17 protein-coding genes are annotated in these 14536 nt (G+C 43.1%); 9 read left to right on the top strand and 8 right to left on the bottom strand.

Annotated elements, in window-relative coordinates; genetic code table 11:
• The first annotated feature begins 795 nt into the window (after positions 1-795).
• Complete coding sequence (locus N7974_RS18785) at positions 796-948, top strand: hypothetical protein (RefSeq protein WP_262967083.1); 153 nt, start codon at positions 796-798, stop codon at positions 946-948.
• 53 nt (positions 949-1001) lie between these two features.
• On the opposite strand, the gene N7974_RS18780 is transcribed toward N7974_RS18785, so the two are convergent.
• A complete protein-coding gene (locus N7974_RS18780) occupies positions 1002-1250 on the bottom strand; it encodes a KTSC domain-containing protein (RefSeq protein ID WP_262967082.1) in 249 nt (82 codons plus the stop codon).
• A gap of 1088 nt (positions 1251-2338) precedes the next feature.
• Here N7974_RS18780 and N7974_RS18775 point away from each other — a divergent pair.
• The 8 genes from N7974_RS18775 to N7974_RS18740 all read left to right on the top strand — a co-directional run bounded on the left by N7974_RS18775 (position 2339) and on the right by N7974_RS18740 (position 9877).
• Positions 2339-3352, top strand: coding sequence for a hypothetical protein (locus N7974_RS18775; protein WP_262967081.1), 1014 nt, complete (start codon positions 2339-2341; stop codon positions 3350-3352).
• 34 nt (positions 3353-3386) lie between these two features.
• Entirely contained in the window at positions 3387-4028 is a 642-nt protein-coding gene (locus N7974_RS18770) for an HNH endonuclease (RefSeq protein ID WP_262967080.1), read from the top strand.
• A gap of 197 nt (positions 4029-4225) precedes the next feature.
• A complete protein-coding gene (locus tag N7974_RS18765) occupies positions 4226-4471 on the top strand; it encodes a hypothetical protein (RefSeq protein WP_262967079.1) in 246 nt (81 codons plus the stop codon).
• 32 nt (positions 4472-4503) lie between these two features.
• Positions 4504-4827 carry a hypothetical protein gene (locus N7974_RS18760; RefSeq protein ID WP_262967078.1) on the top strand — a complete coding sequence of 108 codons (324 nt, stop codon included), beginning with the start codon at positions 4504-4506 and terminating at the stop codon, positions 4825-4827.
• Positions 4828-4845: 18 nt separating this feature from the next.
• Positions 4846-5340: a hypothetical protein gene (locus N7974_RS18755; RefSeq protein WP_262967077.1), complete on the top strand. Its 495-nt coding sequence runs from the start codon at positions 4846-4848 to the stop codon at positions 5338-5340.
• Between the two features lie 803 nt (positions 5341-6143).
• Positions 6144-7337: a PDDEXK-like family protein gene (locus N7974_RS18750; RefSeq protein ID WP_262967076.1), complete on the top strand. Its 1194-nt coding sequence runs from the start codon at positions 6144-6146 to the stop codon at positions 7335-7337.
• A 34-nt stretch (positions 7338-7371) separates the two neighbouring features.
• The gene (locus N7974_RS18745; RefSeq protein WP_262967075.1) at positions 7372-7959 is read left to right on the top strand and encodes a hypothetical protein; all 588 of its coding nucleotides are present in this window, start codon (positions 7372-7374) and stop codon (positions 7957-7959) included.
• Between the two features lie 61 nt (positions 7960-8020).
• Positions 8021-9877 carry a nuclease-related domain-containing DEAD/DEAH box helicase gene (locus tag N7974_RS18740; RefSeq protein ID WP_262967074.1) on the top strand — a complete coding sequence of 619 codons (1857 nt, stop codon included), beginning with the start codon at positions 8021-8023 and terminating at the stop codon, positions 9875-9877.
• Between the two features lie 148 nt (positions 9878-10025).
• On the opposite strand, the gene N7974_RS18735 is transcribed toward N7974_RS18740, so the two are convergent.
• The 7 genes from N7974_RS18735 to N7974_RS18705 form a co-directional block, all read right to left on the bottom strand.
• Positions 10026-10574, bottom strand: coding sequence for a hypothetical protein (locus tag N7974_RS18735; RefSeq protein WP_243218558.1), 549 nt, complete (start codon positions 10572-10574; stop codon positions 10026-10028).
• 731 nt (positions 10575-11305) lie between these two features.
• On the bottom strand, positions 11306-11737 hold the full coding sequence (locus N7974_RS18730; RefSeq protein ID WP_262967073.1) for a hypothetical protein: 432 nt from the start codon (positions 11735-11737) through the stop codon (positions 11306-11308).
• Positions 11737-12597: a hypothetical protein gene (locus N7974_RS18725; RefSeq protein ID WP_262967072.1), complete on the bottom strand. Its 861-nt coding sequence runs from the start codon at positions 12595-12597 to the stop codon at positions 11737-11739. The genes N7974_RS18730 and N7974_RS18725 overlap by 1 nt, the downstream gene beginning before the upstream one ends.
• Positions 12597-13184, bottom strand: a complete 588-nt coding sequence (locus tag N7974_RS18720; RefSeq protein ID WP_262967071.1) for a collagen-like protein — start codon at positions 13182-13184, stop codon at positions 12597-12599. The genes N7974_RS18725 and N7974_RS18720 overlap by 1 nt, the downstream gene beginning before the upstream one ends.
• 8 nt (positions 13185-13192) lie before the next feature.
• Complete coding sequence (locus N7974_RS18715) at positions 13193-13573, bottom strand: hypothetical protein (protein WP_262967070.1); 381 nt, start codon at positions 13571-13573, stop codon at positions 13193-13195.
• A 2-nt stretch (positions 13574-13575) separates the two neighbouring features.
• Positions 13576-13944 carry a hypothetical protein gene (locus tag N7974_RS18710; protein WP_262967069.1) on the bottom strand — a complete coding sequence of 123 codons (369 nt, stop codon included), beginning with the start codon at positions 13942-13944 and terminating at the stop codon, positions 13576-13578.
• A complete protein-coding gene (locus N7974_RS18705; protein ID WP_262967068.1) occupies positions 13932-14195 on the bottom strand; it encodes a hypothetical protein in 264 nt (87 codons plus the stop codon). Before N7974_RS18705 ends, N7974_RS18710 begins: the two co-directional genes overlap by 13 nt.
• Positions 14196-14536 lie beyond the last annotated feature (341 nt).

Here is a 14536-nt window from a genome sequence, read left to right as displayed (position 1 = left end):
ATGGCATTAACAAACTGCCTGCAAATATCGGGTAAACCGATATGAACTCCAGGCAATTTTTTTAAGCTTGCCAAAATACGAGTCCACTCTTCATCACTTAATTTTATCCGCTTCATTTCATTCAAAACGGCTTATTCTACCGGATTGGTGAAACGTCAACAGAACCTAGTAAAATAATCAAAGCTAAGAAATAAACATTGCCACTCAGTAAATAATACGTCTCTTAATTTTTAATTAAAAACATAAAAAACAAGGCTAATCCAGTAAAAATAAACTGGGTATGTAGACTAGCGGGACTTTTCGTACTGTTGGATATCAAACTTCTTTTATGCTGTTAACCTGAGATATTCTCGGTCAGAAAAAAAGGAGTTAAACTGGATGGCAAGGATTTTTTTGCCGTTTGGATTTACCTCGATTAATGTGCCGACAAAACAAGGGCAGTGTTTTTGTCGTTGTTTTTTGAACTAAAAAATATTATTGCGTAACCACGTTAGAGTTGTAAACTCATTCAGCATGGCTGTTTATGCTGGTTGGTTTTATGCCGACTTAAACAGGCTTTCATACTTTGGTAATAATTTACACAATTTAACTAAAGCCCAGTAAATACGGTCTATTCTGGCTTAATAACGATAAATATACACAGGCTTTTACACAATAATTGTGCATAAGTTTTTATTTGTACTAGCGGTTATTTTTTGGCGCGTAAGCGCCGGATCGCCGCCCCCACGCGACGCCCGAAAACCCTTTACTGTGAACGTGGCAAGCAAGACAAGCTTGCAGACAAGCAGGGCAGTCATGCAACAACCAAGGGAGGGTTTACGGGTGGGCGGGGGTGGCGGCGGGCGCAGTGCAACTGCGCAAGGCCCGCTGCCTTGCAGGGCCGTGGCCGGCGTAAGCAAGGCCACTGTGACGCTCGGGAGCCACAGAACGTCAACTATTCGCGGCTGAACGTTCCGTGAGGTCAAGCCCGGCAGCTCAATGATAACGCTAAGGTCACGCGCTCAGGTTTCAAAAAACGTGAAAAAAAGATTTTCCGGCCAGGACTCCAAACGGGTAAAGCGCGTGTTTGAATAGCGGTAATTCAGATTAAAATACGAGCCTCGCGGGTAGGAATCTTTCCACTCCAGCCACTCATCGAGACCTAAGCCGTCATAGTCATAAATTGACTGGTCGCTAAACTGCACCACAACCTTGCCACTGGCCAGATCATAACCACCCCGTTTAAAGCACTTATCTCTATTGAAATCCATGCCGAAACTCCCGGATTAATTCACTTAAACACCTAAAAAAATCAACATTATCTGTCAATAGTGAATCTATCTGGCCAAAATTGCATTAAACTGCCAAAAAATCCTCGCGTATAAGCGTTTATAGTTCTGGCAACACAGTGAGCCTTGTTGGTCTGTTTTAGGGTTTTAAATTGCACTACAGCGCGAAAACTCTAAAAACCAGCAGAACACCACCACTACACAGAATAACAACCCACTAATCATATTGAGTTTGTTTTTTGAGTGTTTTTAGACTGTTTTTTTATATCTCTTAATGCTCTCGCGCATATTAATGGGCCGCGTTCGCTTTCTCGCTATCCTCTCGCGCTGACGGCACCCAATTCAACCGTAATGCGCCGCCAATCATTTCAAATCGCCAAAAACACAAAAATCACCTTAATTCTAACCCCATTTTACCCTATGCCGCCTTCGCTTTTGCACTATGACAACACTATGAAAACGCGCAATTACAAAATGAAAAATATAACAAAAAAAAGCCCCATGATTTTAGTTATGGGGCTTTGCTGTTTTTAAGGAAGTTGATTTATGTTAATGAATTATCATTGATAATTTTCAAGATTTGCTCATTAATGGGACGCATACGCTTCCTCGCCTACCTTATGCGCTAATAATAACCAATCCCAAGCATCACACTAAAGCAACATTATTGCCGAAATAAATAAAAATATTTTTTTAATGTAATTTCATGTGGTTCGAATATTAACAACACACGATGCGTTAATGTCTAAAGATATAAATTATATTAGTCATAAATATACGTATTCTTTTTTAAAAGGCCACTAAAAAATATTTTAAGTTTTCTGAATGTTGTGAATAAGAAAACATAAATTTTTAAAAAAATATCAGTTAACAGAAATTCCAGTTAATAGGCTCGATTTATTTTTTGATCCTCTTCAATAATGAATGATCTTTTTTATGGTAGTAATACTCATCGACATAAACGGGATTAAATTATTCATAAAATCCCATTGATTTAATAAATTAGCTGTTGTATCCTAGATTCTTTACTGGGAAAACATGAAGCCCAAAATCATTTCATAGGTGCAAGTATGGTAGATTTAGCAAAAATTACAAAAGACGATGCAAAAGACGCGGCTGTAACATTTCTCGGCATTTTAGCTATGTGGACAGATTGTCTTTTTGACGGGAAGGCAGGTGCCCGACTATTAAATATTGATGAGCAGAGTTATGAGGGTGGAGATATTAATTACCATTCTGTACCGCCAGATTTTCTTGAAGATTACATTGCAAAGAGCAATCTGAATGAAGCTGATTTTGTAAAAAAAATACAAGATGTTTTTGACTTTGCAAAACATGGTACTTGGAATGGTGTAGACAGTATACATGGTACGCCCTATTTTGATGCCTGGTTGTCTGAGTCCGTAACAGAATTACAATCATTTCGCACAATGTTTAAAAGTAAACCGGAACTATATTTTAAAGATAACGGACTTGATATGTTGGATATACCAAACAAAAATGGGGATTTAATTATAGATGTTTTACTCACCATTATTGATGCTGTTTATGCAAGATGGACGCTTGAAGGGGGTGGTTCATTAACCTTGGATCAAATTGCATTACTTGCTGGTGTAAGCATCAAGACCATTAGAAATGCTGTTAGCTCAAAAGGGAATGATCGATTACTTTTGGAAGGACGTGAAAACGATAAACCAGTAGTGAGTGCTAATGAGGCATATAGATGGTTGCTAACTAAGAAAGGCTTCTCCGGTCCATTTTTATATAGTGAGGAACCTCCTTTTGTAACTTATGAGTCATTATCACAATTTAGGCATCATTGTTTTGTTTTGCGGAGCCTTTCAAAATTGGAGATTTCAGACTTGGCAAATAAACTGGATTGGAATGAGCAATTGACTGAAGCTTATGCGAAGCTTGAGAATTTAGATAGAACTGAGTCACTAGAGTTATTGACGCCAACTGTATTATTGGCAATGGGCCAATTCTATCAATCCAAATCTCTTGAAATATTTGTAATAGAAGGTAGCCGAGTTTTAGCATCAGAAGTTGCTGAGCTCCGTGCCATAACAGTTCTATATAGTTAATTTTTTATCATAAAAACTTTACGAGAATAAAAATATGCAAAATATACTGATTGCCAGAGCTGTGGATATATTTAATAAAGAATTTGGTGGGCACTCTCGCAAGACAGTAAAAGTTTTGGCATGGGATATACGTCATGACTTAGGTGCGGTAATACAGATTGATCAACCCAATCGTGAACAAGGTGTTTATATTTGGTTACCATACCCGCCTGATGGTCAATCAATACCTGAAATTGCACTTGAGTATCCTGGTGAAGCAGGGCGACATAGTAATACTTATGCTTCACCCGGATTGGGTCGTGGATTACCTGCGTTAAAATTATTTGTACATTCTGAAACTGAACTAAATGACAGCGTAGCCTTCATTAAAGCGTTTCGTGACTCCTTACCGCTTCCAGAAATTAAACAAGAACAGACAGAAAATTCTTTCCCTAGTTTAGTTGATCAATCACAAATGCCTACTATCGAGCCGCGAGTTGAGCGGCGTGAAGCTATACCAAGATTAGTTCAGCGAGAAGTATGGCAAAGGGATGGAGGACATTGTGTAGAGTGCGGCACTAAAGAGAAACTTTGTTTCGATCACATTGTTCCCTTTTCTCGTGGGGGGAACAACACCATCAGAAATTTACAATTGCTCTGCGAGCGTTGTAATTTATCTAAAGGTAACCGTATTTAAGATTCAATAGATGCAAATTAAAGCTGTTAATTGTGAGCTGAAAGGAAAATATGATCATAGTGTCTTATTTAGGGATAAAATGATACATAAAGTCCTTTACATTAATCAAAAATACTCTCATAATACAGCCTAAGGAATAAATGATTCCTAAAGACACTTAATGACTAGCAGTTTTATTACATCATAGGATCAACAATATGAAATTAGAGTACAGAGTTATCCGAGGTAAAAATAAAGGCAAAATATTAACCCCACATAAATTTAAGGATGGTCACTATGTTGTCAGTAAAACCAGATTTAAGAGTGACCATATAATGATGTCTTCAATCATTGAAGTTTATGATCATCTAAAAAAAGGATACCGGGTAAGAATGGGTAATACTGAGCATAAAATAAGTCCCAGTTTGATAAAGCTTGATTCCATTGAAGTCATCAGTAAATAACAAATAACTTTAAACAGACGGGGTGAAGTAACATGAAAACAGAACAAAAAATTGTTGAACAACCGGGGCAAACATTCTTGAAGTCGACTTCTCACGTTAGAGTTCTTGAATATAAGGGGAATTATCTACGATCCGTCGCGGTGGGATTACAATTTGGAGTGATTCACTTTCCAGGCGAGATTATTGAAGTAGTTATATGGCCTTTGGTTGTAAATATAAGTGGTTCTATCTATTCAGCACTAAGCAATTTGATTTTTGTTACTAGAGCCGCTATTGAGGCCATCTATATAGGTTTTACTGGCCATCTTGACGCTATTAATGAGCCTGTTGATCTCGTATATGAGGAGGACGAATAAAGTTTTAAAGGAAGTTATATGGGTTATAAAATCATAGTAATACCCATTCCAGAGCGCACTGAAAAACCACAATGGATGAAATTGAAATGCCCCGAATGTCGGGTGGGTACATTTTATATTTTGGCTGAATGGAAAAAACCACCACGGTATTGTGATACATGCCGCGCACATAAAGTTGGCCATAAAGAAAGAGCGTTAAGGCATTATTTTAAGAATCTACGAAGTAAAAAAATATTAACTGATGAAGATAACAAAGAATTGATTATCTTAGAGGCCCTAGAGAAAAGGCTAGATCAACTAATAAAAATACATGGAGAAAACGAGTTCAAAATATTTGAAGAGCTTATCCACATAAAAAAAGTAAGAATTATTCTCATCAAAAAAGAAAAGGAAGTCGGTATATCAAGGCCTACTCATCGGAAGATCCATAAAGTTAATCTTGGCAATGATAGTGGTAATAAATTTAATAGCTTTGTCCAAGGTGGGTCACCAGGATTAGGTAAAAAAGCATAGTTTCAGGATGGTTTTAAAAATAACTAAAAACCTCATAGTTATCAACCAGGACGAATAATAGCGGTTTCTTGTTGATATTTATTATGTAAACAGTTTAGTAGTTTCCATGGGCGCTGAAACATTGGAGCTACAATCAGCACACTTTCATAGTGTATCTCAGCGTTGTAATGACGCAACTCAAAGGGTAGCTAATGCTACCCTTCTTTTTATAATTCAGCCGACAGATGGCCTGTAATGCATTAAGTCCAAGCTTTAAGCGCCTTTAAATCATGAATTCAAAGTCTCAGTTGTATAGATAAATAGTACATTCAACCGAAAATTAAAAAGTAACTTTATCTTCCATGATAACCAGATTTTAAGCAATAAATTCATGAATTATCTTTGGATTCTATTGTGATGGTCTGTAATGTGGCTCCGACCGGCTAATCAAAAAGCTGCCCGATCAGGCAGCAAAGAGCGAGTTCGAGATTGTAATCCCGTTAAAAATATTACAAATCTGAATGGCTGGCATTGAGATTGATTTTTTGAAACCAACGAATAACAAATGACAGCCATGAACAGGTATTTCAGCAGCCCAAAAATGTTTTTTTTGTTGTTCTTTTTGCTGATGTTTATATCACGATACTTCCACTATGATATATAATAAATATAGCTATAATAAAATCAGTACTTATTTCAATTCATACAACGCAATTTAGGTGTCATTGCATGACTTTTACGAAATTATCGCAGGACAACCCATACATCTTATGTCTCAATGAAGTTAACAGGCACGGTTTCAATCAAAATTAAGGATTCTAGAATTGAATGTACATCATCTAAATTTTCAGGCGCTGGCATCCTCGCCGGAATTCACAGAGCTCAATACCTACTCCCAAGAATTTGATCTTTTCAAGGTCATGGGGGTTCGAAGCAAAGAGCTAGTACATTCGAACATCTTGGCCAGTCTCCTGAATAAGAATGATCCACATGGGCTTAAGGATGCCTTCATTAATGCATTTTTGAACTCACTTTTAGACCTAAAAATCCCTGACCATTATCTTCACCAAGAAATTCTAGTAGCGGCATTGGGTTCGAAATCGAGAATATCCAGAGAGTTGGAAAGTATCGACTTAGTTGTCGAGTTTCCAGCTGTGAGGCTGGTAATAGCTATTGAAAATAAAATCTGGGCAAGAGAGCAACCTCGGCAAATCGAGCGCTATCAAGACACATTGCTCACTCGATATCCAGGATATCAGCACGGCTTGGTATTCTTAACACCATCCGGGCGGGAGCCGGAAACCATAAATCCAAATTCTTCAGTTCCGGTCTACTGCATGTCCTATGGGCAGATATCGGCACTACTACGAGATTGTTCAGCTAAAGCCCACCCAGCAGCAGCTACTTTCATTCGTCAATTTATTAGTCATGTGGAAAGGTATATGTCGGGAAATAATGAAATTAACGCACTTTGTTGGGATCTATTTATCAATCACGAAGAAACGTACCGGCATATGGCTAATTCCTATCAATATTGTGTAGAAAAGAAGGTGCGCATGGCCTTTGCTACAATAGAGGAGCGTCTGAAGAGTGATAGTATGTTCGCAGCTTGGGCATCTGAGCTTGAGGTTCGTCCGAACTATCGCGATGACCGCAAATTAATAGTGAAATGCGATCTAGATGTTCGTTTAAAGTCTTGGCCAGAGAACCTCTGGATCAAGGTCTATAAGCACACTTGGTTAGGAGTATTTCCGTTTGCTATGAGAGATCATATTGAAACCATTGCGGACAGCTTCCCTATGACATTCAATATAGCTCAGCCAGTCAGTTCATGGCCTGAGCACTACTACATATGTGGGAGACTTTTCAATGACAAAGAACGGTGCATTCTGGAAAAAGGTAATGATCTTGGCGAGGTTCAAATCAACTTAACCCTTAACAAAGTAAGAGAGCATATAGACGATATCTTGCAGTCCCTCAGCTGCGGCATAAACCCTGTTGAAATGAACGTATCATGAGTTCGAGAGGAATTGGGGTTGGGATGCGCTTTCCATGAACACAAGCCTGCCTTGGTCGCTTGAGCTGATCGAACGCTTCGAGGACAGGTGGGGGTGGAATTGGCTCTCCGAGAACAAAGGCCTGCCTTGGTCGCTTGAGCTGATCGAACGATTCGAGGAGCGGTGGTGTTGGATAGGGCTCTCCATGAACAAAGCCCTACCTTGGTCGCTCGAACTGATCGAGCGTTTCGAAGAGCGGTGGCATTGGGATGTGCTTTCCAAGAACGAAGGCCTGCCTTGGTCGCTCGAGCTGATCGAGCGCTTCGAGGAGCGGTGGTGTTGGATGGCGCTTTCCCCGAACGAAAGCCTGCACCTACCCACGCTTCGCCCTGCGGATATCGTCGCGATCATGGAGCACCATTTTGGCGCCAAGCTCCGGACTTTTTCAATGAAAAATTCCCCCAAACAAACCAGTACCTCAAAAACCTTATCTCCAGATACCAGTCAGATCGAGCAGGACTGGACAGAGGAGGAGAGTTCATGCAGGGAAGCTTGGGACAATCCACTGACAGAAGTGGAGTTACAGGAAATAAGGTCGGGTCACGAGAACCCAGAGAGGATATTCGACGACTCGGCTCCATAGGTTCTCCCCAGGAAGTAAACCCTACCGTTCTAAGAGAATCAAATTACAAAACTAAAATTTTATGCGCCTAATATCACCTCCAGCAGCAGAACATGATTCTCTTCGACAACGACCTACAGATGGAGAGAAACTTGTATTTGAGTTTTTTAACACCTACTTACCTGAAGAATGGGAAATCTACTTACAGCCTCACCTTAATGGACTCAAGCCTGACTTTGTTTTGTTACATCCACGAAACGGTATTGCAGTCTTTGAAGTAAAAGACTGGAATCTTGATGCGCTACATTACTTTTGTGAGTGGTCAAATGATAAGCCTAGGCTTATGGGGAACAACGGAACAAGAACTTTTTCAAGAGAAAAAGATAATCCTGTCACTAAAATTGAGTTATACAAAGAAGAGATTTTTAATCTTTACTGTCCTCGCCTTAAACAAAAATCAGGTTTTGGAGCGATTACCGCAGGAATTATATTTCCTTTCACTGAAAAGAAAAGAATTGAGGATTTGTTCAAGCCTTTTCGTGATTTCAGAAATATGTCGGGATATAGTAATCTTTATCCATTGGTTGGCTCAGACACAATAGCGCGAGGAAATATTAAATTCGATTTAACACGTTTGAATAAAATAAACGATTGTATGTCTGCCGAAATCGCCGCCGATATGCGTGCATGGTTAACAGAACCCAGTTTTTCTAAAGATCAACGCTCTCCCCTTGAACTATCCAGCGATCAAAAAAGACTTATTACAACACGAACAGTTACGGGTTATCGACGAATAAAAGGGTCGGCAGGTTCTGGAAAATCCATTGTATTAGCTGGAAGAGCAGCAGAGTTGGCTTCTTCGGGTTTAAATGTTCTGGTCTGCACATACAATATTACCTTGATTAATTATTTGCGAGATGTGTCTGTAAGATGGAAAGGTACTTCTGCAAAAAATGCAATTACTTGGTTACATTTTCATGCGCTATGCAAACGCATACTCATTGAGTCTGGTTATGAATCTGAGTATTCCCAGCTTTGTAAAGATTATCATTATGATTTCAAAGTATTTGATGAAAAACTCACTGATTTATTATTAACTGTTTGCAGCGATGCAAACGACTATTCAGTTTATGATGCAATTTTAGTTGATGAGGGACAAGATTTTCATCCGAAATGGTGGCAAGTTCTCCGTAAGCTAGTAAAACCCAATGGAGAAATGCTTCTCGTAGCAGACAGAACGCAAGACGTTTATGGTACGGCAAGTGCTTGGACGGACGAACAAATGATAAATTCAGGATTTAGTGGAGAGTGGGGTAGCCTTGATGTCAGTTATCGAATGCCACCAAAACTAATTGAAATTACTCGTCAATTCGCTGAAACTTTCTTACCAGAATCATTGCGCCAAATTCCAATATCCCTTAATTTTGAGCTGGATAGATATATTTATCTATGCGAAATAAAATGGCAACAAATTCATCCAAATCAGATTGTGGCTGTAACTATCGAAGCTGTTTTGGATATGATGAAGATAGCTAATCCACAAGAACAACTTGCTGTAGCAGATATAACTATAATTGTAGATTCAGAATCCATCGGTATAAATCTTTCTGATAAATTAAATTCTGATTATGGAATGTCATGTATAGATACCTTTGAAAGAGATAAACAAAATAATGACGGTCGCAGGAAAAAAATTGGCTTTTTTATGGGTGATGCTAGGGTTAAGCTAACTACAATACAAAGCTTCAAAGGTTGGGAAGCAAGACTTTTGGTTTTAGTAATAAGTAAGGCTAACTCACCACAAGGCTTGTCAGCAATTTACGCAGGACTAACACGTTTAAAACGTAGTGTAAACGGAACTAGCAATTTATCCGTAATATGCAGTGCACCTGAATTAGGGAGTTTTGCAACTTCCCTCAAACTAACAACATTTACCTGAAATATTTCGATGTCGTTTGTTTAAACGCACCCATCAGAAAACAATAAATTACCCATTGCCAGTACATCCTTTATTCACCAAAACCCACCCCCAAAAAAAAGCCCCATGACCTGAATCATAGGGCTTTTTAAATTCTGATAGCCAGAATTTAGCTATAAACCGGTGGCACTGCCCCCGGCATATCGGCCAAACCCAACAGGCTTAAGCCGTATTGCAGGATAAAGAATACTTCACCGTCGGTGATCGGGGTACCGGCGCCACCGCCTTCGATGGTTTGGTAAACGTCATTGATTACCGGCACCAGGTCATCGGTTGCCGCTTCCCAGGCCGCCTTTTGCGGTGCGCTTAACGCTGCATAAGCCGCTGTTGCCGCATCGTAGGTTAAGCCACCGGAACCGATTAAGGTTTGGGTTAAAAAGCCGTTCCAGGCAAAACCACCGGGGGTGACTGCCTTTATGCGCAGTTTATCGGTGAGGGTTTGGGTGGGTGCGAGCATTGCCGTGCTGTTAACCCAACCTTGCAAGGCACCGGTAACGCGGGTGCGGTTACGCGCGGCTTCTTGTCCGGCGCTGTTTGGGTTGGCCGGAACCACTAACTGCCGTACTACATTGCGTCCTTTCCATTTTGAAAACACGATTGTGCCGCCAAATTTACCGGATGCGTCCATTGACATCAACGGGCCTGATACTTTTGCCATTTCGCCACCTCTCTGGTGTGATTATTAAACGGTATTAATTTTAATCCCCTCAAACGAAGCACTGTCAAGTTAAGTGCTTGATTTATTTGTACCTTGGCGGTTATGGGTTGATTATTTGGTTTTCGGCATGAGTGGTGGGTTTTAGTGTCGCTATCGCGACGGGTTTTGTTGATCGGGTTTTCGCACCCGAGGGCGAGATGCTTTTCTTTGTTCGGCCAAAGAAAAGTATCCAAAAAAAAGGCCGCCCGGTTGCCGCTTCATCCTTCGCATCTTGCTTTTAACAGGGGCTTGCCAAAAGGGACTCCTGTCCCTTCGGCAAGGCGTGGCATCCTTGCCACGCCCCTGACGGGCTTATCCTGTTAACCGCTTCGCTGCTCGGCGCGGTAAACGGGATTATGATAATTATATAGCCGATTTTAGTGTCGCTATCGCGACGGGTTTTGTTGATCGGGTTTTCGCACCCGAGGGCGAGATGCTTTTCTTTGTTCGGCCAAAGAAAAGTATCCAAAAAAAAAGCCGCCCGGTTGCCGCTTCATCCTTCGCCTCTCGCGTTTAACAGGGGCTTGCCAAAAGGGACTCCTGTCCCTTCGGCAAGGCGTGGTATCCCTGCCACGCCCCTGACGGGCTTATCCTGTTAAACGCTTCGCTGCTCGGCGCGGTAAACGGGATGTAGTATCTTGATGATGAAAGGGGGAGGTGAATGTTTACGGGGTGTTGCGGGATGGTTTGATTTAATAGTATCTTGGCCATAGTTGGCCGGTGGTTTTTATCGGGGTTTGGTTGCCGCCGGGTAATGGGCCACCAATACCTGAGCGTATTTGTTGAATAACCCAGTTGTTTATTTCGCTGCCGCCGGATCTGGGCAGGGTAAAAAAGGTACGGTGGTTAATAATATTCCACGAGTTAACACAGGTTAAGCCGCTGCGGGTAACGCTGGCATTGCTGTTATTCATGATGGCCAGCAAGGCTTTATCTGATACCCGTTGATAGCGTTTTACACTGGCATTGCCGTTATTCATGAGGGCCAATAACGCCGGATCTTGTAACCAGTGCCGGTAAATGACGGCCTGATAATTGGCGGCAAAATTACCGATCAGTTGCCGTTGTGTGGCACAGGCAAAGGCGGCGGCTAAGCCGTACTGACAACCGGTTGCCGTGGTCATTAATCGTACCGCAACAACAAGCGGGTAGCGGCATCCACACAAGACGCGCCGCCACAGCGCAAGGTGGTTATTAAGGTGCCGCATTGTTTGAATTTAATGTCGGTGACATTGATGGTTAAGGTGGGTTCTGCATAAGGGCCGTAATCATTGCCATTGCAAAAGGCCACATTCATGCCCGGTGGTTCACTGGGGCCCAGGCAGGGAATCCGCAAACCTTCGGGGATGGCATTGCCATACGCGGCCGGATTGTTGGACGACAAGATAAACTGACAACCGTTTTCTTTAACCGGAATAACGCCGGTAAAGGGCGCACATAACGACCAGTGCTGTGAGGTGCTTAAACCGCCATCCAGTAAAATGCCGGTATCGACGTCGCTAATGTTGGCATCTTTGCGCCGTTCAAAACTAAACCAGAACGGCCCGGTAGTGACGCTGGTAAACAGCGCAAAACACACACGATTGTTGGCTCCACTGCCAAAACAGACGTGTGGGTTGATGATATCGTTGGTGGTGTTGGTCAGTTGTAAACGCGGCAACAAGATAACGCCGGTCATGGTGCCGCCGGTGTTGTAGGTGGTGCCGACGGTGATCCAGATTGACGGTTGCAAGACGGCGGCACCGCTGCCAAATTCCACTTTAATAAAAACGGGGGTTAAGCCGTCATTGGTACGATAAATCTTAAAGCCCATGCTGGTCTGGGTTGCCGCCGGTTTTAACACGGTGGTTAAGTCAAGCTGCGCGGCATCGGTAACATTAACAAAGCCGAGCATAAAAATATTGTGCAGGAAGGTCGCCCAGGCCCGGAACAGGGTATCGGTGCTGTTGGAGTTATACAGGCTGTTAGTGAATAAAGTGGCCATTAGTGTTCCTTTCTTAAAAAAGTAAACGCCACGGTGATTGCTGCCGGTGCGCCGTTATTGGTGACGGTGTAATAAATGCGGTCGGACGGCACCGCTTCCATGTTGGAGCCGTGCGCGTGGGGGTCCAGTGTTTGGGACAATACGGTAACGGCGTTGATATCCAGAATTAAGCCCATGCCCTGCGTGGGCGCCTGAAATACCGAACGTCCGACATCGGCATCCCGGTTCGCTGCGCTGTTGTACAACCTGATTCTGGCGGCGCTGGATAATACGACCTGTAGTAGCTCGAACGAGGTTGCCATACTAAATGTGCCGGTTTCCCAATTAAGATTGGCAATAATGCCGGTGGTTACCGTGGCGGTTTCCCGAATCCCTGAGGCGGTGCCGGGTGGGCCTTGGTCGCCCGTTAACCCTTGCACGCCTTGCAAACCCGTCAGGCCGCGTTCACCTTGTAACCCCTGTGTGCCGGTTTCACCTTTAAACGCGGTTGCCGCCAGGCGCCTTGTGCCTTCCGGCGCTTCGATGATTAAGGTGTCGGTGGCTTGAACCGGTCTGGCCAGTAAAATTAACTCGTTAATGTGTGGCATGGCGGTGGTTAATCGACCTCTATCCGTTCGCTGTACTCGTTCACCAGCGGTAAACCCTCCAAAGTCAGCAAGGTATCCGGCGGGTAAATGGATTTGGCCAAGCCCAATGAGACATATAAATTCCAGCCATTGAGGCCGCCTATTTCGGCGGCTTGTTGCCGGTAAGCGTCTTGTTCTGCCTTGCTTAACAAGTGCCAGGCGGTACAAATGCCGTTAAAGCGTTCGCGTTGTTTAGCCTGGGCCGGTGACGGCGCTTGTTGGTTTTGTTTGCCGGGTGCCAGCGGTTTATAAACATGGCTGCCCCACTGGCCGGAACGGTATTGCAGCCCACCTTTGGCGATATTGCCGTGTGCGGTTTTTGAAAACAACGGGGTGGTGACTTTGGCCATGGTTAAAATTCCGTTAAGGGATGGGCTTTGCAATAGCGGCGAATATACAGGTTAAAGCCGGTCATGCGTAATTTGGCGGCTTGCCGGCACCAGTCGGTTTTTGCCGAGTTGTCCAGGTGTTTATAGGCGGCGGTTGCCGCTGCCAGGCGCTTTCGGCTTTGTAATTGGGTCGGTGATTGTTTGTCCCGGATGCTGACCTGGACGCGGATTTGTAAATCCATGCGGCCCCGATTTTCTATGTTGCCCAAGCCTTTACGGACGCGCTGGTAAACCAGCTTGAAGGGTTTGCCGGTTAACGGGTTGTAACCGTCATGGAATTTTCCGGTAACAGCGACAGTGACTTGATGCACGGGTTTTTTTACGGTCGGCATCCCGGATGCTCCTGTAAGTATTGCCGCCAATAAATGCCCCACCGGGGCCGTGATCCGCTCGGGATGGCGGCATGGGCTTTTTTGGCCACCGAAAAACAGGCGCGTAGGCGTAGCTGCTTGGCGGTTTTCCGGTCGGTTGGCACCGTTAAAGGGATAAACTGTGGGCCGGTTTGACCTCTGCGAAACGCGCCGATATTGCCAAGGTTGCCTTTGGCTGAATCGGCAAATAGCGGGCGGGTGACTTTAACCATTGTGGTTGGCTTCTTCGGTGATATTGCGGTTATTGTGCATTAAATTAACTCATTTCTCATTAATACTAAACCGATAACATCCCTTAAAGGGATGGTATCGGGAAGATGCTTGTGCATTAAATCTGCTCTTTTTTCTGTAATACTCAACCGATAACAGCCCTTGAAGGGAAGGTTGCCGATCGTTTAAAAATCTCCCCTAACCCCTCTTTGCCAAAGAGGGGAACTGTGTAAGGCGTGTTAACCGGGTGCCTTGCCAACATAAACCGTTACCGTTTCGTGATGAGTGACTTTGACGGCATCATTGCGGGCAAAGTACACGCCACGACCGGGCGGGGTGGTGA

The organism is Methylobacter psychrophilus, from assembly GCF_025583945.1.
Classification (GTDB): Bacteria; Pseudomonadota; Gammaproteobacteria; order Methylococcales; family Methylomonadaceae; genus Methylobacter_C; species Methylobacter_C psychrophilus.
Note: the sequence above shows the minus strand (reverse complement) of the source record. Positions and strands in the feature narration are given on the sequence as shown.

Coding starts and splice junctions, on each gene's coding strand:
- N7974_RS18785 (WP_262967083.1), top strand. CDS start 796: ATGCAACAACCAAGGGAGGGTTTACGGGTGGGCGGGGGTGGCGGCGGG.
- N7974_RS18780 (WP_262967082.1), bottom strand. CDS start 1,250: ATGGATTTCAATAGAGATAAGTGCTTTAAACGGGGTGGTTATGATCTG.
- N7974_RS18775 (WP_262967081.1), top strand. CDS start 2,339: ATGGTAGATTTAGCAAAAATTACAAAAGACGATGCAAAAGACGCGGCT.
- N7974_RS18770 (WP_262967080.1), top strand. CDS start 3,387: ATGCAAAATATACTGATTGCCAGAGCTGTGGATATATTTAATAAAGAA.
- N7974_RS18765 (WP_262967079.1), top strand. CDS start 4,226: ATGAAATTAGAGTACAGAGTTATCCGAGGTAAAAATAAAGGCAAAATA.
- N7974_RS18760 (WP_262967078.1), top strand. CDS start 4,504: ATGAAAACAGAACAAAAAATTGTTGAACAACCGGGGCAAACATTCTTG.
- N7974_RS18755 (WP_262967077.1), top strand. CDS start 4,846: ATGGGTTATAAAATCATAGTAATACCCATTCCAGAGCGCACTGAAAAA.
- N7974_RS18745 (WP_262967075.1), top strand. CDS start 7,372: ATGAACACAAGCCTGCCTTGGTCGCTTGAGCTGATCGAACGCTTCGAG.
- N7974_RS18740 (WP_262967074.1), top strand. CDS start 8,021: ATGCGCCTAATATCACCTCCAGCAGCAGAACATGATTCTCTTCGACAA.
- N7974_RS18735 (WP_243218558.1), bottom strand. CDS start 10,574: ATGGCAAAAGTATCAGGCCCGTTGATGTCAATGGACGCATCCGGTAAA.
- N7974_RS18730 (WP_262967073.1), bottom strand. CDS start 11,737: ATGACCACGGCAACCGGTTGTCAGTACGGCTTAGCCGCCGCCTTTGCC.
- N7974_RS18725 (WP_262967072.1), bottom strand. CDS start 12,597: ATGGCCACTTTATTCACTAACAGCCTGTATAACTCCAACAGCACCGAT.
- N7974_RS18720 (WP_262967071.1), bottom strand. CDS start 13,184: ATGCCACACATTAACGAGTTAATTTTACTGGCCAGACCGGTTCAAGCC.
- N7974_RS18715 (WP_262967070.1), bottom strand. CDS start 13,573: ATGGCCAAAGTCACCACCCCGTTGTTTTCAAAAACCGCACACGGCAAT.
- N7974_RS18710 (WP_262967069.1), bottom strand. CDS start 13,944: ATGCCGACCGTAAAAAAACCCGTGCATCAAGTCACTGTCGCTGTTACC.
- N7974_RS18705 (WP_262967068.1), bottom strand. CDS start 14,195: ATGGTTAAAGTCACCCGCCCGCTATTTGCCGATTCAGCCAAAGGCAAC.